The 18,232-nt window shown below is 58.1% G+C and carries 15 protein-coding genes and 1 pseudogene; 5 read left to right on the top strand and 11 right to left on the bottom strand.

Annotation, left to right across the window (positions count from 1 at the left end; genetic code table 11):
- Positions 1 to 80: 80 nt before the first annotated feature.
- The 5 genes from EX00_RS20265 to EX00_RS31145 all read right to left on the bottom strand — a co-directional run bounded on the left by EX00_RS20265 (position 81) and on the right by EX00_RS31145 (position 5,103).
- Positions 81 to 1,991 (bottom strand): sigma-54-dependent Fis family transcriptional regulator, encoded by a 1,911-nt coding sequence (locus EX00_RS20265; RefSeq protein WP_037198202.1) that lies wholly within the window; start codon positions 1,989 to 1,991, stop codon positions 81 to 83.
- A gap of 49 nt (positions 1,992 to 2,040) precedes the next feature.
- Positions 2,041 to 2,586 (bottom strand): flavin reductase family protein, encoded by a 546-nt coding sequence (locus tag EX00_RS20260; RefSeq protein ID WP_034482551.1) that lies wholly within the window; start codon positions 2,584 to 2,586, stop codon positions 2,041 to 2,043.
- 136 nt (positions 2,587 to 2,722) lie between these two features.
- A complete protein-coding gene (gene ribB / locus EX00_RS20255; protein ID WP_051983101.1) occupies positions 2,723 to 3,394 on the bottom strand; it encodes a 3,4-dihydroxy-2-butanone-4-phosphate synthase in 672 nt (223 codons plus the stop codon).
- A gap of 35 nt (positions 3,395 to 3,429) precedes the next feature.
- The gene (locus tag EX00_RS20250) at positions 3,430 to 4,518 is read right to left on the bottom strand and encodes an LLM class flavin-dependent oxidoreductase (RefSeq protein ID WP_034482648.1); all 1,089 of its coding nucleotides are present in this window, start codon (positions 4,516 to 4,518) and stop codon (positions 3,430 to 3,432) included.
- A gap of 48 nt (positions 4,519 to 4,566) precedes the next feature.
- On the bottom strand, positions 4,567 to 5,103 hold the full coding sequence (locus tag EX00_RS31145) for a flavin reductase family protein (protein WP_065706608.1): 537 nt from the start codon (positions 5,101 to 5,103) through the stop codon (positions 4,567 to 4,569).
- Positions 5,104 to 5,383: 280 nt separating this feature from the next.
- Here EX00_RS31145 and EX00_RS20240 point away from each other — a divergent pair, with 280 nt between their 5' ends.
- Positions 5,384 to 6,457, top strand: coding sequence for a 2,3-butanediol dehydrogenase (locus EX00_RS20240; protein ID WP_047461930.1), 1,074 nt, complete (start codon positions 5,384 to 5,386; stop codon positions 6,455 to 6,457).
- 250 nt (positions 6,458 to 6,707) lie between these two features.
- On the opposite strand, the gene EX00_RS32025 is transcribed toward EX00_RS20240, so the two are convergent.
- On the bottom strand, positions 6,708 to 6,863 hold the full coding sequence (locus EX00_RS32025) for a hypothetical protein (protein WP_234709063.1): 156 nt from the start codon (positions 6,861 to 6,863) through the stop codon (positions 6,708 to 6,710).
- Positions 6,864 to 7,159: 296 nt separating this feature from the next.
- Between EX00_RS32025 and EX00_RS20235 the strand changes: the two genes are divergently transcribed.
- Positions 7,160 to 9,001, top strand: coding sequence for a HipA domain-containing protein (locus EX00_RS20235; protein WP_047461928.1), 1,842 nt, complete (start codon positions 7,160 to 7,162; stop codon positions 8,999 to 9,001).
- A gap of 84 nt (positions 9,002 to 9,085) precedes the next feature.
- Here the strand turns inward: EX00_RS20235 and EX00_RS32280 are convergent, their stop codons facing one another.
- Positions 9,086 to 9,352 (bottom strand): hypothetical protein, encoded by a 267-nt coding sequence (locus EX00_RS32280; protein ID WP_404944034.1) that lies wholly within the window; start codon positions 9,350 to 9,352, stop codon positions 9,086 to 9,088.
- Here EX00_RS32280 and EX00_RS20230 point away from each other — a divergent pair.
- Positions 9,236 to 9,553, top strand: a pseudogene (locus EX00_RS20230) (DDE-type integrase/transposase/recombinase); the annotation flags it as partial. The gene EX00_RS32280 and the pseudogene EX00_RS20230 overlap by 117 nt on opposite strands.
- 213 nt (positions 9,554 to 9,766) lie before the next feature.
- On the opposite strand, the gene EX00_RS20225 reads toward EX00_RS20230, so the two are convergent.
- Together EX00_RS20225 and EX00_RS20220 are read right to left on the bottom strand one after the other, a co-directional pair.
- Entirely contained in the window at positions 9,767 to 11,833 is a 2,067-nt protein-coding gene (locus tag EX00_RS20225; RefSeq protein ID WP_047461920.1) for a 3-hydroxyacyl-CoA dehydrogenase NAD-binding domain-containing protein, read from the bottom strand.
- A gap of 11 nt (positions 11,834 to 11,844) precedes the next feature.
- The gene (locus EX00_RS20220) at positions 11,845 to 13,299 is read right to left on the bottom strand and encodes an NAD-dependent succinate-semialdehyde dehydrogenase (protein WP_080761281.1); all 1,455 of its coding nucleotides are present in this window, start codon (positions 13,297 to 13,299) and stop codon (positions 11,845 to 11,847) included.
- A gap of 212 nt (positions 13,300 to 13,511) precedes the next feature.
- Between EX00_RS20220 and EX00_RS20215 the strand changes: the two genes are divergently transcribed.
- Positions 13,512 to 14,666 (top strand): acyl-CoA dehydrogenase family protein, encoded by a 1,155-nt coding sequence (locus tag EX00_RS20215; protein ID WP_037198209.1) that lies wholly within the window; start codon positions 13,512 to 13,514, stop codon positions 14,664 to 14,666.
- A gap of 18 nt (positions 14,667 to 14,684) precedes the next feature.
- Positions 14,685 to 15,884, top strand: a complete 1,200-nt coding sequence (locus EX00_RS20210) for a CaiB/BaiF CoA transferase family protein (protein WP_047461916.1) — start codon at positions 14,685 to 14,687, stop codon at positions 15,882 to 15,884.
- A 140-nt stretch (positions 15,885 to 16,024) separates the two neighbouring features.
- On the opposite strand, the gene EX00_RS20205 is transcribed toward EX00_RS20210, so the two are convergent.
- Both EX00_RS20205 and EX00_RS20200 read right to left on the bottom strand, forming a co-directional pair.
- Positions 16,025 to 16,381: a putative quinol monooxygenase gene (locus EX00_RS20205; RefSeq protein ID WP_047461912.1), complete on the bottom strand. Its 357-nt coding sequence runs from the start codon at positions 16,379 to 16,381 to the stop codon at positions 16,025 to 16,027.
- 200 nt (positions 16,382 to 16,581) lie between these two features.
- The coding region (locus tag EX00_RS20200) for an electron transfer flavoprotein-ubiquinone oxidoreductase (protein ID WP_234709062.1) at positions 16,582 to 18,232 on the bottom strand (1,651 nt) is incomplete at its 5' end.

Here is an 18,232-nt window from a genome sequence, read left to right as displayed (position 1 = left end):
CTGTTTAAAGTCACCTTGTGCCAGTGAACGCCGGAGGTGGGCAACATCATGCGGGAGACGGAGTGGCATTGGGCCATTCGCTATCTCTTTAAGCATTCCATGTCCGAGGCCTTCTCACGCGACTTCTGGATCTGAATTTTCCTGTAGAGCGTAGCCCGCGAAACCCCCAGATACCGTGCGGTCAGTGAAACATTTCCTCCATTGTGACGAAGAGCTGCTTCAATACGCGAGGCCTGCGACTGCGAGCGCGCTGTCAAATCCGTCCGGGCAATCTCGGACACCATATCTTCGGGCAAATGCTCAAGGTCGATGGTATCAGCTTCCGCAAGTACCACCGCGTGCCGGATAGCGTTGCGCAGCTCGCGTAAATTACCCGGCCAATGGTAGTTCAACATCACGAGCCGAGCCTCCTCGCTCAGGCGCAGTGCCGTTCGCCCGCTGTTGCGACTTTCAATCCCGAACAAATCATTGATCACTCCGGCTAGATCCGGGTGGTTCCTCAAAGGTGGGAGGAAGACGGTTCCACCTTTCAACCGGTGCAGCAGGCTGCCCCTAAGCTTGCCACTCTTGGCCAAACCGTCAAAATCGGAGCCGATCAATGCAATGATCCCGAAGCGATGGTTCGTCCGATGGTCACGACTTTCAAGAAGCGTCTGCAGAGCGATCTGCCCACCCTCGTCAAGTTCTTCAAGACGGTCCAGGATAAGGCAGGTGTTGGCGTGAAGTGGCAACTGCGGATGGAAAATCGCGGTTCCCGCTCTCTGGCTGGTCACCGCCGCACAGTCAATGAAAAGCGTTTCGGTCTCTTCGCCCGAGCTGCGTCGGGCGGTGATTTCGGCAAAAGCCGTTTTGCCGCTTCCCGTTTCCCCACCGATGATCAACGGTATACCTGCCCGATAAAGCTTTTCCGCTCTCTCGAGAACCAGTGACATCATCGGATCAATGCGAAGGTCCTTTTCGGCCAACCTCGAGGCCTGCACAGGCGTCATGAGCATAGCCGTGGGCAACGCGCCTGGTCTTTCGTCATCATTGCGCCCAACCATCCGAGACGTTTTCGTCTCTCGGTGATTGAAAACGACCTGCAGATTCTTGCCTGGTAGACGATAAGCTCTGTCGGGACGTATATCCGTCAACGACAAGTCCATGCAGAGTGCTTCCTCCGCTTGACGCCCGATCAGATCTTCCGCTTGCAAGCCGGTGAGTGCCGCGACCTGTGAACTCGCATCAATGATAAGACCGTTGTCGTCAATGGCGACACGACCCTCTTCTGCGAGATCAGAGCTTTCCACATCATTGAAAAGTCTTAGCAAATTATTGTGACGGTGCAGTCGAGCGAAGTAGCGGTTCTCAATTCGCCGTGCTGACCTCTCGACGATATCGAGCACGACGCGATTGGTCCGATCGTCGCTGACGCGTGCGGTGGTAACATTGATGACGCTCTGCAGGACCTGCCGCCGCCCGAATAAGGGTGCGGTGATGCACGACAATGCCTGGGTCGCTAATCCGTAATGCTGCTTGCCGGCAATCACGATGGACTGGCCGGTCCTCAGGCACGTGCCGACGCCATTTGTCCCCTGTCTTTCCTCTGCCCAAACCGACCCCGGCAGCACGCCCATTCTCGACATGTCACTGAGGAATTGATGGTCACAGCGGAACAGCATCATCACTCCCTTCGCGGAGGCAAGGGACACCAGGTACTCGCTGTCCACCAGACGCAGGAACAGCTTTTCGACCTCGGGCTCGGCAACGGCAAGCAGGTCCTCGTAATCCTGCTCGAGGTTTCTGAACTCTCCGTGGGTCAGAACCTCGGCTCGCGGAACATGATCTGGAGCGAGATTGTAATCGGCCAGGCAACGCTTCCAGGAATCAGCAACGACACCCGGCAGGGGCCGCCCTAATTCATAGCCGCGAGACATGCGCAATCGCGCGATTTCATCGACAACGGCCTCACGCGAAAAACTGTCGCTTCCTCGGAAATCATATTCCAACATGTTGCTCCTCCCAAAGCAAATATTGAGGGGCCTTCGTCCTTTGCCCTTCTTATAGCATCTCTCTTCCAGCCAGTCGAACAGGCCCGCCGTTCATCCAGATCAGAGGATCTGCATGGGCAGGGTCGATATCTCGGTTCAATCTGACCCCTTCGATACGCCCCACGAAGATCGTCTGGTCTCCATAGTCATGCGCTCCGATGACCCTGCAGAAGTAACTTGTTGCTGCCGTTTCCAGATAGGGCAACCCGAAGAGGCCTATCCTCCAAGCGTCCGTTTCATGGTTGGCTTCGAGAAAATCATTCCGATCAAAGCGATCAAGACGGTCGAGATCGCCGCTCGAGACGTGATTGAGGCAGTAAAGACTGCTTATATTGATAGCGGAACACGGTAAGGCGTGCCGGTCGACGGCGACCACCATCGAAGGGAGTGTCGCCGACAGTTGCGAAGGGTTCGTCACCGCCAAGCCGTAGTACCGACCGTGCTCGTCGCGCGTCGTCAGCAGTGACACGCACATCGCAGTTGCACGCATGCCTCGGCGAAGCTTCCTGGAGAATTCTGCATCGTCATCACGGAAATGAGAAGTCTCATCGCCCATTTTCCAACTCCGGTTAAGTCCGGCATCACCTGTTATATTAAATCGCTTTACGCTGCCCAATGTCGATTGTGAGACCAATGCTACGCGAACGACTGTCTCATTTGAGACAGTCGTTGCTGAGACGTCGATATGTTGGTCAATGATCCCGTTTGGAATGTCGCCAGGCGATCAGATCCGCTACCGAGATTTTCAGCAGACCAAAGCGCCTTGAGAATTGATCAATCTGTTCTCCGCACATCATCGTTCCATCCGAATTCACCAACTCGCAAAGGACGCCTACCGGCACGTGGCCTGCAAGGCGGACGAGATCGTAGGCGGCCTCCGTGTGACCCTGTCTGGTCAGGACGCCGCCTCGTCGCGCGCGAAGCGGAAAGATGTGCCCAGGCCTGCGCAACAAGCCGGGATCCAATCCATCAGTTGCCAGCGCATGCAAGGTGATTGCACGGTCTTTGGCCGAGACGCCCGTTCCGCAATGCTTCGCGTCGCATGTGACGGTAAAGGCAGTTGCTTGGGGATCGTCGTTCCTCGATACCATTGGTGGCAAGGCGAGCGCGTCCGCCCTTTCCTGGTCCATCGCCGCACATAAGATGCCTGTCGAATGATTGACCATGAAGGCAATCATCTCGTGCGTGATCGTTGCGGCGGAAGCGATGAGGTCGCCCTCATTTTCTCGATCGTCATCATCGACCACGATAACCATGCCGCCGGCCGCAACAACCTCGATCGCTTCCCCCACCATCGAAGACCCCGCCCTTGCGAGCGGAGTCCTCATCGAGATGACCGGAGAAACCTCCCAATCGAGTTGCATTGGAATTCTCCCTTGATTGGTGACTGGTAGAGCGTTCAGGCCGCGTTTACGATGGGCAGGACGTCCTTGGCCAGACGCTGCATGCTCAAACGCTCGCGTTCGAGATTGTTGCCACTTCCGTCCAGGCCCGCCATCAGCATTGTGCCGAACGGACCCGAACGTTCACGCAGGCTGATGATCTTTTCCGCAACTGTCTTTGGAGACCCGTAGATGACACTGGCCTTGACGATGGCCTCGACCGTGACGTCCTCATCCTTCATGTTGATATCCGGCTTGGCGACGATCGTATAGTCGGCGCGCTTGAGGACTTCCCAGAGATAGTCGAAGTAGAAGATGTTCGAACCCTTGGGGTCGAGCAACCAATCCTCAGCCTGTGCGTCGCTTTCGCCGATCACGACATTGCGGGCAACCGTCCAATCCTTGCCCGTCGGTTCACGACCAGCGGCCTGGCAGCCTTCGACATATTTTTGCCAATGGCTGATCACGGTGCTTTCAGGGGCGAAGTTCGCCGTTACCGGTATCCAGCCCTTCTTGGCAGCATAGGCGACACTTCCACTTCCGGGGGACATCGATGAGAGCGCGATTGGCGGATGCGGCTTTTGATAGGGCTTGCCCATGAAGCCCACGCCGAGTTCCGGAATGATCATCTCGGTCAGCTTGATTGGCCAATGCTTTCCAGGGATGTCGTAAGGAGGATCCTGGGACCAGATTTTCAGGATGGTTGAGATCGACTCCGCCATGCGTTCGTTGCGGATATCACCGTCCAGATTGCCGAAGAGCTCCATGTCGGAAGCAAGACCACCTGGGCCGACGCCAAAAATAAACCGACCCTTCGACATGTGATCGAATTGCGCGGCTTCCGCCGCGACTAGCGCCGGATGGTGGTTGGGCAGAGCAATAACGCCCGTCGCGAACTTGATGTTTTTGGTCTGCGAAATGAGAGAGGCCAGGAACATCATCGGCGAGGAGATCGGCTCCGTCACACAGGAGATATGTTCACCGATCCACGCCTCATCGAAGCCCAACTGATCGGCAAGTATGATCTTGTCGGTATTCTCCTTGATGATATCAACCAGCGGGCGACTGGCTGGATGGAGCGGCATGGCGAATGTTCCGAGTTTCAATATAACCTCCCTCAGGTTTGCGAAGCCCATCCGGGCGTTCAGTGGAAATCAGGATTTTGTAGATTGGCCGTTGGCAAGCGATGTTCGCGAGCCGTTCATCCAGAGCAATGGAGCAACCCGTTCCTCTGTCGCTGCTGGCAAAAGAACGTGGTCAACTTTGCCGATGAAGATTGTGTGCGTGCCGTAGTCTTGGGCAGCTTCAACCGTGCAGACTTGCGACGCCAACGCACCGCGAAGTATCGGCAGTCCGTCGGGTCCCTCATGCCAATGTTCTTGTGCGAAGCGACGATCCCGTAGCTCGCTTCGGGAAAAGCATTCCAGCAGCTCGAAATGCGATTCACCCATCAGATTGAGGCAGAACTTTCCGGTATCGGAGATGATCGGATGAATCGACGCAGAGCGATTGACCGCGACAAGCATGGATGGCGGGCTCATGCAAAGAGACGTGGCACTCGTAACAGCCATGCCGTGAAATGCGCCTGCACGGTCTCTTGTTGTGATCAGCGAGACGCTGGCAGCCATTATACGCATACTTGCTCGGAAAAGGTCCGTGACGGATTCCGGACTGATTGTGACTGCCATCATGAGGGCTCCTCCTCCAGCGCGATGTGGGCCGCATCGAGGGGCAAGACCGCCTCCTCGCTTCAGCATGTTCAAATTTATCAGAAGGTTAGGCGCTGAATACTGGACCAGATGAACCAGCGGCTCGGTGCGTCGCTGTCTCACAAGAGACAGTGGCAGGGCAGCCTTGGAAGGTCCTATCAAGGAGTAGCGGAGGCAGATGCCGGGCTCGCGATGTGATTGTCTCACCCGCGCAGGACACATTGTCGCTTTCGCAAGATTGTTTTTCGGAGGAGGAGTTGAGATGAGGGCTTTGCGCTTTCACGCGGCTAAAAAGCTGCTGATCGAAGATATCGAAGATCCTACAAACCCCGCGGCGGACGAAGTGGTCATCGAAAACCGCTTCACGGGGATTTGTGGGACCGACCTGCATGAATATGCCTATGGTCCAATATTTGTCCCGACCGAGCCGCACCCGATCACAGGCGCGAAAAGTCCCCAGGTGCTCGGCCACGAGTTCGGAGGGGTCGTCAAGAAGATCGGGAAGGACGTCAAACATGTCCGCGAAGGTGATCGAGTTTCCGTCCAGCCGTTCATCACGCCCCGAGGCGGTGACTATTACACCGACCGCGGCAACTTCCAGCTATCCGATGCCATGGCTCTTGCTGGGCTGAGTTGGATCGGTGGCGGCATGGCGCAAGCCACGCTTCTGAAGGGCTACAACGTCTATAAAGTACCGGAGGCACTGACCGACGAGGACGCAGCGCTTGTTGAGCCAACTGCCGTCGCCGTTTATGCGTGCGACCGAGGCGGCATCAAGCCGGGAGATGCCGTACTCGTCACGGGCGCGGGACCGATTGGGCTGCTCACGCTGCTGTCGGCTCAGGCAGCCGGCGCCGCGCAGCTTTTCCTTTCAGATATCAATCAGACGCGTTTGGAGATTGCGAAAACAATTCTTCCTGAAGTCGTGACGATCAACCCGAGAAATCAAAACGTCGGCGATGTCCTGCGGGCGGCGACGGAGGGAAATGTCGGATGCGATGTTGCGCTCGAGTGCGTCGGCAATACTCTTGCGCTTCAAACCTGCGTCGATGCCGTGCGCAAGCAGGGGGTGGTGGTCCAGGTCGGCCTGCACCAGGGCGAGGCGCCGATCAACTGGTTCACCGTCGTATATAAGGACATCGATCTTCGTGGATCCTGGGCCTATCCGGGTCAGCTGTGGCCGCGCGTGATGCGTCTCATTGCGTCCGGCCAGATACCCGCTCGCAAGGTTGTCACCAAGACTGTCTCGCTCGACAACGCCGTGAAGGACGGTTTCGACGCCCTTCTCGATCCGGCTGGAACTCAGCTCAAGATCCTGATCGACTTGCACAAGTAGCAACTTGTGCATACCGCCAAATCGGGCCGGAGGCGGGAAGCCGCCTGCGGCCTCTCGATCCCAGATTCGGCTCGACCGCCAGTTAACGTTACAGTGCCCCCCAGACACGGGCGGCAGTACCGGCCACACGGGGCGAGACGCCGTATCGATCAGCCAGCGGAAGATTTCGACTTCTTCGGAGAGCATGCCGAACCCGTCGACGATAGCGATGGCCCGATCCGCGCCGACGACGTCTGCGAGCGCCTTCAGGTCACGGTCCCGGATGGATGTCGTAGATCGTCTCGCCAAAACGATCCCAGACCTTCTCTGCCGTTGCCCAGCCGATACCGACAAAGCGCGTGTCGGTGGCGAGATGCCGGATGATCGCCCGCCCCTTGGTCACCAAAGGCAGGGCGCAGATGTCCATAAGGTATATTACGCTATAATTTCTATTTTAAGATGTATAATGATTAAACACACCGTTAAGCCTCTCCTCTCCCTCGATCAACGGGCTTTGCGGCCCATTTCCACCTATAATAGGTACATTCGAGCATGGCAGCGCTCTTGAAATGCTAAAAACCTTCATTCCCTCGCGTCTCTCTTAGCTATGACGAAACGTTGCAACTTTCGCGTATTTCAGATACACGAAAGTTTCCCAAGATTTGAAATCTCAGAAAAAATAATGTAACTTTCCCGTATCTGAAATACGGGAAAGTTACACAGATGCCTCTTCATCTCGTTGGCGAGACCATAGATAAAATGCGCAGCCACCGCCAAGCGGAAGCTGGTAAGCTCGTCCAGTTGATGCGTGGCATCTATGTCGATGCCAGCGACGATATAGACCAGACGGTGCGGACTCACGCAGTACGCATCGCTAAATATCTCTATCCAAACGCCTATCTCTCAGCCGCTAGCGCCGTGCTGCTTGGTCCGATGCGTGATGGCCGTCTGTTCCTGACCGGCCGCCGCGTACAGCGGCAGCGTATCAGAACGCTCGAAATCATCCAGAACAAGGCGCCGGATCATCCCTCCATTGCACAGGCCGTCGTCGGCGATGACATGGGAGAACTGCGCGTAAACGTGTCTTCGCTGCGACAGCGTTTTCTGGAAGCTTTCCGCATCCGTAGCGAACATGCCGCTTCCTTCGACGAAACAATGAAAGAGGGAATCGCCGCACGCTTGATCGAAGAATACGGCAATCCGGATGCCGCCGCCGATGCGGTGTTCAAGCTTGCCCGTGACAATGATTGGCTTGCTGAAGGCAGTGCAGCCGAACGCTTCCTAAAGCGCAAGCCGGGTGGTGCCATCACTCCCACCAACCAGGCTGCGCTTAACCTGATCGTAGCATGGCATGGGGCGCCGATCGGTAATTTGGTGCATGATGGTTTCGAATGGCGATGGCAGGCTGCCGATCCAGACGGTCCGTCGCTCGTGCGCCAGACTACGCCGGGCAGCCTGCCACCTTTTATTGAATCGCTGTTGCCGGAAGGCTGGCTGGGACGGGTATTGAACAACCCGGACGAACGTGCGGAGCTGCGCACGGGCAAACGCTACATGTCAAACATCACGATCGTGGAACGGGCAAGTGAGCTCGCGACCCTGCCGGCTGACGTTCTGCTGACCCGACTGAATAGCTTCACGACAGACCACGTGTTCACGGGGACCTATGCCGGTCCCGGTCGCGGTGACATCCAGGATACGTTCGAACAAAAACTGGCGCGGATGTTTGCGACCGGCGCAACACCACGCTTGTCTGGCGTGCAGATCAAGGCGCCAATGTTCCTCGACGCCCAGGGCACTCTGACGCCGAGCACGAACAAGCCGTTCACGCATATTCTGAAGCCCGCCGGCACCTCAGGATTCGAGGCGCTACCCGTCGTCGAATGGCAATCCCTGGAACTTGGCCGAACAGCCGGATTCACGGTACCCGCCATTGCGCTCGTTCCCATGCCGGATGACTTGCCGGTGGCTCTTGCGGTCGAGCGCTTCGATATCCGCACCAGCCTTGACGACATGCGCCGTCTGGCGCTTGAGGATATGGCCTCAGTCCTGGGCGTACGGGCAGAAGACAAATACACAGGCACGATGGAACGGATAGCGGCCGCACTGCGTCCACTCTCGACCGATGCGGATGCGGACCTGCTGCTGCTTTTGCGGCGGGCACTGTTCGCATGGCTGATCGCGGATGGCGATATGCACCTGAAGAACATGGCCTTGCTGGAAATCGCGCTACCTGGAAGAGACGATTTCAGCTCGGTCCGTATGGCCCCGCTCTATGACGCAGTCACGACGCGGGTGTTTCCGGGTCTGCAGCATGATCGCATGGCGCTCAAAATCAGCGGCAAGGACGAACGGCTGAGGCGAGCAGATTTCATGCGTTTCGCAGCGACGGCAGGTATTCCGTCGGCGGCGGCCGCTCGGGCCATCGATGACCTGATCTCAGCGCTCACGCGCGGCCTGGACGATCTTCCATTGCCACCACCGCTAACCGATGGTTCGACCGGCGCAGAACGGGCAGCGCGGATGCGGACGATTGTCCACGGGCGCCTGGATACTTTTGATTAGCGTGGTGTGCCACGGAACTTGCATCCGGCGGCAACAAGGGCCTGCCGGCAAGCCAGCCCCGCGAAACCATGGTCTTCCGCCACATCACATTCGACGGCGCTGTAACGTTAACTGGCGGTCGAGATTGATCTGCGATGATTTCGTACGACCATCCTTGCTCGTGATCCGCTCTATCGCCGTCATCGTTTTCCAGCGGAATTGATTGCTCATGCGGTCTGGCTTTATTTCCGGTTTCCGCGGGTGATGATCACCGACAAGCTGCGATCCTACGGCGCAGCAAAGCGAGAGATCATGCCGGGTGTAGAGCATCGCTCCCACAAAGGGTTGAACAATCGGGCGGAGAATTCCCATCAGCCGGTTCGAAGGCGGGAGAAGATCATGAAGCGCTTCAAATCAGCGAGACATCTCCAGCGCTTCGTCTCCATCCACGATCCGATCGCCAACCTGTTTCACATTCCCCGCCACGACATTTCATCCGCTCACCATCGCCAACTGCGGGGAGCGGCGATCCAGATGTGGAGCCAGTTCGCCCATCTTCAGGTAGCCCGATGACAGGCCTCAATGCCACTCCTCCAACCCAGGCCGATAAGTCTACAATGCCACATTTTGGCAATCCCGCGATGGCAATGTGGGACGGCAACACCATGGCAATCAGCGCGCAAACTGCCAGATCACCAGGCTTGCCGCAAATTTTTACGCCAAGCTTGGTGATGACTCAGCCACACTTGGCCGCAGATGAATACGTCCGCCATGCCAAATTTCCATTCACTCTTGGTTGAGGCTATCGAAGGAGAGGCCATCGAGTGCAAGCCGTGCCAACAGCGGTGGCGCTGACCAAGACAGGGGATCTATGGCGGCGAGCCGTTGAATGTCGCTTAGAATTGCTGTCGGGGTGAGGCTGTCGGCGTAATGCATCAGTCCGCCTCGCCAGCGCGGAAAGCCGTAGCCATGGACGAGCACCAAGTCGATATCGCGCGGTCGCTGCGCAATGCCTTCGTCAAGTATCTCAGTCGCCTCCGCAATCATGGCGGACAGAATGCGCCGGGTGATTTCGTGTTCCGGGATATAGCGGCGCTCTATATTGGCCTCTTGTGAAGCACGTAAAAGCTGCGCGTCGACAATCGGTGACGGCAGCGGTTTACCATCGCGATAATCATACCATCCGGCTCCTGACTTTCGACCAAGCCGCTCATTCTCTTCCACGAGGCGATCTGCGAGCGGCACGTAGCGTATGTCTGTCCGATTGCGAAGATCTTGGCGCTTGCGATTGGCATAGGCGATATCGAGCCCGGACAAATCCTGCGCCTCGTAGGGTCCCATGGCCATTCCAAAGTTGCGCATTGCCGCATCCACTTGGGAGGGAGAAGCGCCCTCGAGCAGAAGGATGTCGGCCGCCTGTCGATAGCGCGACAGGATGCGATTGCCGATAAAACCGTCGCAGACACCGGAGAGAACCGGTATTTTCTTCAGCGTCTTCGCGAGCGCGAAGGCTGTACCAAGTGTCTCGGGCGATGTCTTGTCGCCGCGAACGATCTCAAGGAGCTTCATGATGTGTGCCGGGCTGAAGAAATGGAGCCCAAGAAACCGACCGGGAACAGGTATTCCTTCCGCGAGTTGGTTCACATCGAGATAGGAGGTGTTCGTGGCGAGTATCGTGTGCTCCGGGAGGGATTTTGCCAATGCGTCGAAGATTGCGCGCTTGACTTCCATGTCTTCAAACGCGGCCTCGATCGCAAGATCGACTGGCGCGACCGCCTCATATCCAACCTTGTATCCGAACCGGGCCTTGATATCGTCGGCCGCCTTCGCCGTGAGAAGACCGCGCGAAACTCCCTGTTCAACGATGCGAAAGACATTGGCCTCGGCCCTCGTTCGGGCCTCTTCATTGGTCTCGATCACCGTCACCTCTATACCGCCTGTCGCCAAGGCATAGGCGATCGCGGCTCCCATGTTGCCGCCGCCGACGACCAGAGCGGTGGCAATGTCCCTGTTGGGCCGTGGAAATTGCTTGGATTGGGAAAGCGCTGCCCTCTCCGAGAAAAAGACGTGGCGAAGCGCTCGGGCTTGGTCGGACGCGCGTAGCTCCAGAAAGGTTTCGCGCTCGTGAGAGAGTCCTTCGGCAATGGGAAGCGTGGCCGATGCGGCAACAAGCCTTATTGCCCTTGAGGGCGCGTGCTGGCTTGGCAAACGGCGGCCGGCCAATGCCATAGCGGCGGCGACCGAGGCATCATCACTTGCCGGCGGCGGCCGGAGATCCGTCGGAACCGCCCGTTGAAGGGTGGCTTCGTCCATCGAGCGCGCAGTTGCAAGCGGATCGTCGCTCAACGCATCCACAAGGCCCATCGCTCTTGCTTCATCCGCATCGACGGTTTTGCCGAAGCCGATCATATCGACGGCCTTCGAGATGCCGATCAGACGCGCAAGTCGCTGCGTCCCACCGGCCCCGGGCACGATGCCAAGTGTAACCTCAGGCAGCCCCATGCTCGCTCGCGAAGCGGCAATGCGATAGTGGCTGGCAAGGGCAATCTCCAGGCCTCCGCCGAGAGCTGCGCCATTGATGGCGCTGATCACAGGTATGGGAAATGACGCCAGATGATTGAGGACCTCATTGAGGTGTGGCGGTTGAGGGGGAACGTCGAATTCCCTCGTATCTGCGCCAGCAACGAAGACGGCTCCCCGCCCGGTGATAATCATTCGCCGGGCCTTGTTTGTACGCGCGAGATCCATGGCGTCCAGCAGCCCCTGTCGAACATGGCGGTCGATCGCGTTGACGGGCGGATTGTCGATTGTCGCGATCGCGACGCCGTCACTGCACTCGAAATGTACCGGCATGACAAACCCTCTCAGGCGAGTGGCGCGGAACGCCGCGAGACGAATTTGGTGTTCAGGTAGCCGTCGAAGCTCTCCACGCCGCCCTCGCTGCCGTAGCCACTATCCTTAATTCCGCCAAATGGCGTTTCCGGCAGGGCCAGGCCGAAGTGGTTGATGCTGACCATGCCGGCCTGCAATTCTGCAGCGGCTCTGTCGGCCCGCTCGAGGGAACTAGTAAAGACGTATGAGGCAAGGCCGAAAGGCAGAGAATTCGCACGAGCCAGACCGTCATCAATGTGATTGAACCGCGTGACCACAGCGATCGGCCCGAACGGCTCATCCCGCATCAGTGCTATCTTGTCGTCCGGAGTTTCGACGATCGTCGGGGCGTAAAAGTAACCCTTGTTGGCGGCTCTCTTTCCGCCTGTCGCGACGTTGGCGCCGCCGCCTCTGGCATCCGCTACAAGCGCCTCCATGGCAGCAACGCGACCCGGATGGCAGAGCGGTCCCATGCGAGTGTCATCATCAAGGCCGTTACCCACCCTTACCTCTTCAAACGCGTCCGTAAAAGCAGACATGAAGCGATCATAGGCCCGATCCTGGATGTAGAAGCGAGTGGGCGCGATACAAACCTGGCCCGCATTGCGCAACTTGTTTCCTGCGAGCGCTCGTGCCGCTGCTTCCGGGTCCGTGTCATCAAACACGAGGACAGGCGCATGTCCGCCCAGCTCCATCGTACTGCGCTTCATATAGCGACCACACAGTTCGGCCAGATGCTTTCCGACCGGGACCGATCCGGTAAAGCTCAGCTTTTGAACCTCGGGCCTTGCAAGCAGGGTCTCCGAGATCAGGGCGGAGTCACCCCACACAACGTTCAGGCATCCATCGGGAAGCTCCGCCTCCTGCAGCAGGCGTGCGATAGCCATGACGCCAGATGGTGTTTCTGCCGCTCCTTTGAGGATGAGTGTACATCCGGCGGCAAGCGCGCCGGCAACCTTTCGGATCGCCTGACTGATCGGAAAATTCCACGGCGCGATCGCAAGGCAGACGCCCACCGGTTCCCGGATCACCTGTTGCTGCACTCCGGGCAAGCGGCCCGGAATGATGCGGCCATAGATCCGTCGGCCCTCTTCCGCGTGCCAATCGACATGATCCGCCGCCGCGCGGACTTCGGCCAGTGCCTCGGCGAGCGGTTTGCCCATATCAAGCGTAATGCACCGGGAAATGGCAGCCTCATTGGTGCGAAGGAGCTCGGCAAAGCGGCGCAGAATGTTGCTTCGATCCAAAGGCGAGCGGTGCTTCCACGACTGAAATGCGCTTTGCGCCGTCGTGGCAGCAAGAACGATATCCTCAGGCGTCGCCGCCGGCATGCGGCCGATCTCGTCTTCGGTGGCAGGATTGATCACTGGTTTGGATTCGCGCTGGTCAGGTCCGATCCACCGGCCGCCTATGAAGAGTTCTACCCTTGGATACGTGTTCGGTTCCATTGAACTTCCTCCTGCCCGTTCGCCGATTTACGACCGGTTTTTTGGATGCACCGTATGTCGGAAGCAACTGTCTATTTTGCGACAGGTTGGAATGCTCTCCGTGATGCAGCTATCGCAGTTCGCAACGGGCTAATGCCTTGATAGTGCTGGCAGGATAGATCCACGCCAGCGAAGAATTACGAGCTGGTGGAACACAAGGAAACCTTTCAGAAATGAGCCTCGATCCAGATACGCTCCAGCAATTTCTCGATACACTCGATCGGTTTGTGCGAGAGCGGCTGATCCCCAACGAAGCTCAGGTGGCCGATAATGATGCGATTCCGCCGTCCCTCATTCGGGAAATTCGCGATATGGGGCTGTTCGGCATGTCTATTCCCGAGGAATATGGCGGCTTGGGTCTCACCATGGCCGAGGAGGTTGCCGCCGCATTCGTGCTCGGACAAACATCGCCCGCGTTCCGCTCGCTGGTGGGCACCAACAATGGGATCGGGTCGCAGGGCATCATTATCGACGGTACGCCAGAACAGAAGGATACCTATCTCCCAAAGCTGGCAACAGGTGAAATGATCGCCTCCTTCGCTTTGACGGAACCGGACGCCGGTTCTGATGCAGGCTCGCTCAAGACCTCCGCCCGACGCGAGGGTGACTATTTCGTCCTCAATGGCACCAAGCGTTTCATCACCAACGCTCCGCATGCTGGGCTCTTTACGGTCTTCGCCCGCACGGATCCCTCCTCAAAAACGTCTGCTGGCGTGACGGCCTTTCTGGTGGAATCCGGGACACCAGGATTGTCGCTTGGTCCCAAGGATCGAAAAATGGGGCAGAAGGGTTCGCATACCTGTGATGTCATTCTCGATGATTGCAGAGTGCCGGCCGCCTCGATCCTGGGCGGTCGCGAGGGGCAAGGCTTCAAGACGGCGATGAAAGTTCTCGACCGGGGAAGATTGCACATTTCCGCCGTTTGCGTGGGAGCTGCCGAACGGCTGATCCGTGACAGTCTGGCCTATGCGATCGATCGCAAGCAATTCGGTGGGCCGCTCTCCGACAAGCAGTTAATCCAGGCGATGCTCGCTGACAGCAAAGCCGAGGCCTATGCCGCCCGCTGCATGGTCGAGGAAACCGCCCGCCGCAAAGATGCCGGCCAGAAAGTCACAACCGAAGCTGCCTGCTGCAAGATGTTTGCAAGCGAGATGGTCGGACGTGTGGCGGATCGCGCCGTACAGATCCATGGAGGTGCGGGTTACATGGCCGACTATGCAGTCGAGCGCTTCTACCGCGATGTTCGTCTTTTCCGGATCTACGAAGGAACCACTCAAATCCAGCAGCTTCTGATCGCACGCAATATGATTTCCGACGCGGCCGCTTGAACGAATGGTCTGGTGAACATGACAGAAGACAAATCCGGCCCGCTTGAGGGTATCCGCGTCATCGATCTTAGTCGTGTCCTGGGTGGACCCTACTGCACGCAGGTTCTAGCCGATTACGGCGCGGACGTCGTCAAGGTCGAGCCACCGCAAGGCGATGAGACGCGCGGCTGGGGCCCCCCCTTTAACGATGGTCTCAGCGCCTATTTCTCCGGAGCCAACCGCAACAAGCGATCAATTGTCATAGACGCAGGCAGGCCCGAGGGACGGGAAATCATACTGCGCCTCTTGGATGACGCCGATGTGCTCGTCCATAACTTCAAGCCAGGAGCCTTGGAGAAGTGGGGGCTTGGCTTTGAAGCTGTGCTTCGTGAGCGCTTTCCGCGGCTCATCCTTTGTCACGTCACCGGCTTTGGTGCCGACGGTCCCTTGGGTGGGTTCCCGGGCTATGATGCGGTCGTCCAGGCGATGACAGGTCTGATGAGCGTCAATGGACATCCCGACGGAGGGCCAATGCGGATGGGGACGCCGATTGTCGATATCGGTACAGGCCTCATTGCCTGCAACGCGATCCTGGCGGCCCTCGTCGAAAGGGGCCGCTCCGGTCTCGGCCAAGCCATCGAGGTTCCTCTGTTCGACAGCGCTATCAGCATGCTTCATCCGCAGGCGGCAAATTCATTGATGTCAGGAAAGGTGCCCGTTTCGACAGGAAACGGTCATCCAAACATCGTGCCCTACGATATGTTTTCGACCCGCACAAAGTCGATCTATCTGGCTGTCGGCAACAATGGCCAATTCGCGAAGCTTTGCGAATATCTCGGCTTTCCCGAACTGGCCAGCGATCCTCGCTTTATTGACAATGCGAACCGGCTCAAGAACCGGGATGCCCTGACGTCGGCAATCGGCTCGAGGCTGGCTGAAATGGATGCGGAGAAACTGGAACCTGAACTACTTGCCGCCGGCGTGCCGGCGGGAGTGGTGCGGAACGTCAATGAAGCTCTTGATCACGCGCACACGAAACATCGCGGCATGGTCGTCTCGGTCGGCAGCTATCGGGGGACCGGTATTCCGGCTCGTATGAGCCGAACGCCAGGCACCGTGCGCACAGCACCCCCGAAGTTCGGTGCGAATACTGTCGCGGTACTCGATGAAGCGGGTTATTCTGCGCAGGAGATCCAGCGGATGATTTCAGACGCAGTCGTCAAAACAACGAACGAGTAGAAAGCGTCTCGTGCGGCCCGTTGGCGACCATGGACCTGCGATCGCTGCACCACCGGCAGACAAGGCGGCGCAGCCTTAGACATTCACCAATCAACTATGAAACCCATTCCACCCGGTGCGGGAAATGTTGCGAGCCACCTCTATTTTGTGAAGCCATCGAAATTCGAAAGATAGACCGCGCCGAAGCCGTCAAGGATCGCCCGCGCCTCCTCATTGGGCTCTCCGTATACGACGAAGCTGGAGACGGTCGCCAGCGCGGTAAACCGCTCTGCAAACTGTGAGAACGTCTCCTGGACATGGTGAACGACGGCGTCCGAACTGCGATAATGTTCGATGATGTGGATTGTCGAACGATCATCGCTGACATTGTATTCATAAGCCATCGACCCCTCCTCTTTTCTGGTCATCTCAACCAGGGGCCGGACGATTGCTTTGAAATCATCGAAATGTGTCGTCTGCACCTTGAAAATACAGACCCAATAAATGTCCTGACGCATGTTACCTCCCATGAGCTGATGTTGCGCTCGATGAGAGGATCATGGCCGGCCAAGGCAGACAATTGTGCTTTGCACGACACTTTGGCGTCTCAGATCCGGCTCGATTGAGAATGATCTCTCGCATTGCTTAGGCACTATCCGCCGACTGCCAGAAGCACGCCGGCAGCAGCCGAATTTTTGATGAGCAGGGGCCGTTTCTTTCACATATTCGGATAGACCGGCCCCTCGCCGCCCTGCGGCGGGACCCAGTTGATGTTCTGGTTCGGGTCCTTGATGTCGCAGGTCTTGCAGTGGACGCAGTTCTGGGCGTTGATGACGTAGGTCTCCTCGCCGTCGTTCTCCACCCATTCATAGACGCCGGCCGGACAGTAGCGGGTCGACGGACCGGCAAAGATATCGTGTTCCGAATTCCTCTGCAGGGCCATGTCCTTGACCTTGAGATGAACCGGCTGGTCCTCCTCATGATTGGTGTTCGACAGGAACACCGAAGAGAGACGGTCGAAGGTGAGCACGCCGTCCGGTTTCGGATAGGCGATCGGCTTATGCTTGGCCGCCGGCTCCAGCGACTCGGCATCGGTCTTGCCGTGCTTCAGCGTGCCGAAGAAGGAGAGACCGAGGAGCTGGTTCGTCCACATGTCGAGGCCGCCAAGGGCCACGCCGATCGCCGTGCCGAACTTCGACCACAGCGGCTTGACGTTGCGCACGCGCTTCAGGTCCTTGCCGATATCGCCAGAACGCCATTCGTTCTCGATCTCGATCACTTCGTCATTGGCGCGGCCGGCCGCGATCGCATCGGCGATCTTCTCGGCAGCGAGCATGCCCGAGAGCACGGCATTGTGGCTGCCCTTGATGCGCGGCACATTGACGAAGCCGGCCGAACAGCCGATCAGCGCACCGCCGGGGAAGGAGAGTTTCGGCACCGACTGGTAGCCACCCTCGGTGATGGCGCGAGCGCCGTAGGAGATGCGCTTGCCACCCTCGAAGGTGCCGCGAATGGCTGGATGCGTCTTGAAGCGCTGGAATTCCTCGAAGGGATAGAGATAGGGGTTCTTGTAGTTGAGGTGCACGACGAAGCCGACGGCAACCAGATTGTCCTCGAGATGATAGAGGAAGGACCCGCCGCCGGTCTTCATGCCGAGCGGCCAGCCGAAGGAGTGCTGCACGAGGCCCTGTTTGTGGTTCTCGGGCTTGACCTGCCAGAGCTCCTTGATGCCGATGCCGAACTTCTGTGGCTCGCGATCCCTCGACAGGTCGAACTTGGCAATGAGCTGTTTGGCGAGCGAACCGCGCACGCCTTCGCCGATCAGGACATATTTGCCGAGCAGCTCCATGCCGCGGGTATAGTTCGGGCCGGGCTCGCCATTCTTCTCGATGCCCATGTCGCCGGTGGCAACACCGATGACGGCGCCGTCGTCATTATAGAGCACTTCGGTTGCGGCAAAGCCGGGATAGATATCGACGCCAAGGGCCTCGGCCTTTTCGGCGAGCCAGCGACAGACGTTGCCGAGCGAGACGATATAATTGCCGTGGTTGTTCATCAGCGGCGGCATGGCAAAGTTCGGCAGACGGATGGAACCAGCGGGGCCGAGCAACATGAAGTGATCGGCTGTCACCTCGGTCTTGAAGGGATGCCCCTCCTCCTCGCGCCAGCCGGGCAGCAACCGGTCGATGCCGATGGGATCGACGACGGCGCCCGACAGAATATGCGCGCCGACCTCGGCACCTTTCTCAAGCACGACGACGCTCAAATCCGGATTGACCTGCTTCAAACGGATCGCCGCCGACAGCCCGGCAGGGCCCGCGCCGACAATCACAACGTCGAATTCCATGCTCTCGCGTTCAGGCAGCTCG

It is taken from the genome of Martinezella rhizogenes (assembly GCF_000799715.1).
GTDB classification, from domain to species: Bacteria; Pseudomonadota; Alphaproteobacteria; order Rhizobiales; family Rhizobiaceae; genus Rhizobium; species Rhizobium rhizogenes_C.
Note: the sequence above shows the minus strand (reverse complement) of the source record. Positions and strands in the feature narration are given on the sequence as shown.

Bases quoted from the DNA above. Each gene is read 5' to 3' on its own strand.
- EX00_RS20260 (WP_034482551.1), bottom strand. From the start codon at position 2,586: ATGGGCGATGAGACTTCTCATTTCCGTGATGACGATGCAGAATTCTCC.
- EX00_RS20220 (WP_080761281.1), bottom strand. From the start codon at position 13,299: ATGGAACCGAACACGTATCCAAGGGTAGAACTCTTCATAGGCGGCCGG.
- EX00_RS20240 (WP_047461930.1), top strand. From the start codon at position 5,384: ATGAGGGCTTTGCGCTTTCACGCGGCTAAAAAGCTGCTGATCGAAGAT.
- ribB (WP_051983101.1), bottom strand. From the start codon at position 3,394: ATGCAACTCGATTGGGAGGTTTCTCCGGTCATCTCGATGAGGACTCCG.
- EX00_RS20215 (WP_037198209.1), top strand. From the start codon at position 13,512: ATGAGCCTCGATCCAGATACGCTCCAGCAATTTCTCGATACACTCGAT.
- EX00_RS32280 (WP_404944034.1), bottom strand. From the start codon at position 9,352: ATGGGAATTCTCCGCCCGATTGTTCAACCCTTTGTGGGAGCGATGCTC.
- EX00_RS20210 (WP_047461916.1), top strand. From the start codon at position 14,685: ATGACAGAAGACAAATCCGGCCCGCTTGAGGGTATCCGCGTCATCGAT.
- EX00_RS31145 (WP_065706608.1), bottom strand. From the start codon at position 5,103: ATGATGGCAGTCACAATCAGTCCGGAATCCGTCACGGACCTTTTCCGA.
- EX00_RS20225 (WP_047461920.1), bottom strand. From the start codon at position 11,833: ATGCCGGTACATTTCGAGTGCAGTGACGGCGTCGCGATCGCGACAATC.
- EX00_RS20265 (WP_037198202.1), bottom strand. From the start codon at position 1,991: ATGTTGGAATATGATTTCCGAGGAAGCGACAGTTTTTCGCGTGAGGCC.
- EX00_RS32025 (WP_234709063.1), bottom strand. From the start codon at position 6,863: ATGGACATCTGCGCCCTGCCTTTGGTGACCAAGGGGCGGGCGATCATC.
- EX00_RS20235 (WP_047461928.1), top strand. From the start codon at position 7,160: ATGCCTCTTCATCTCGTTGGCGAGACCATAGATAAAATGCGCAGCCAC.
- EX00_RS20205 (WP_047461912.1), bottom strand. From the start codon at position 16,381: ATGCGTCAGGACATTTATTGGGTCTGTATTTTCAAGGTGCAGACGACA.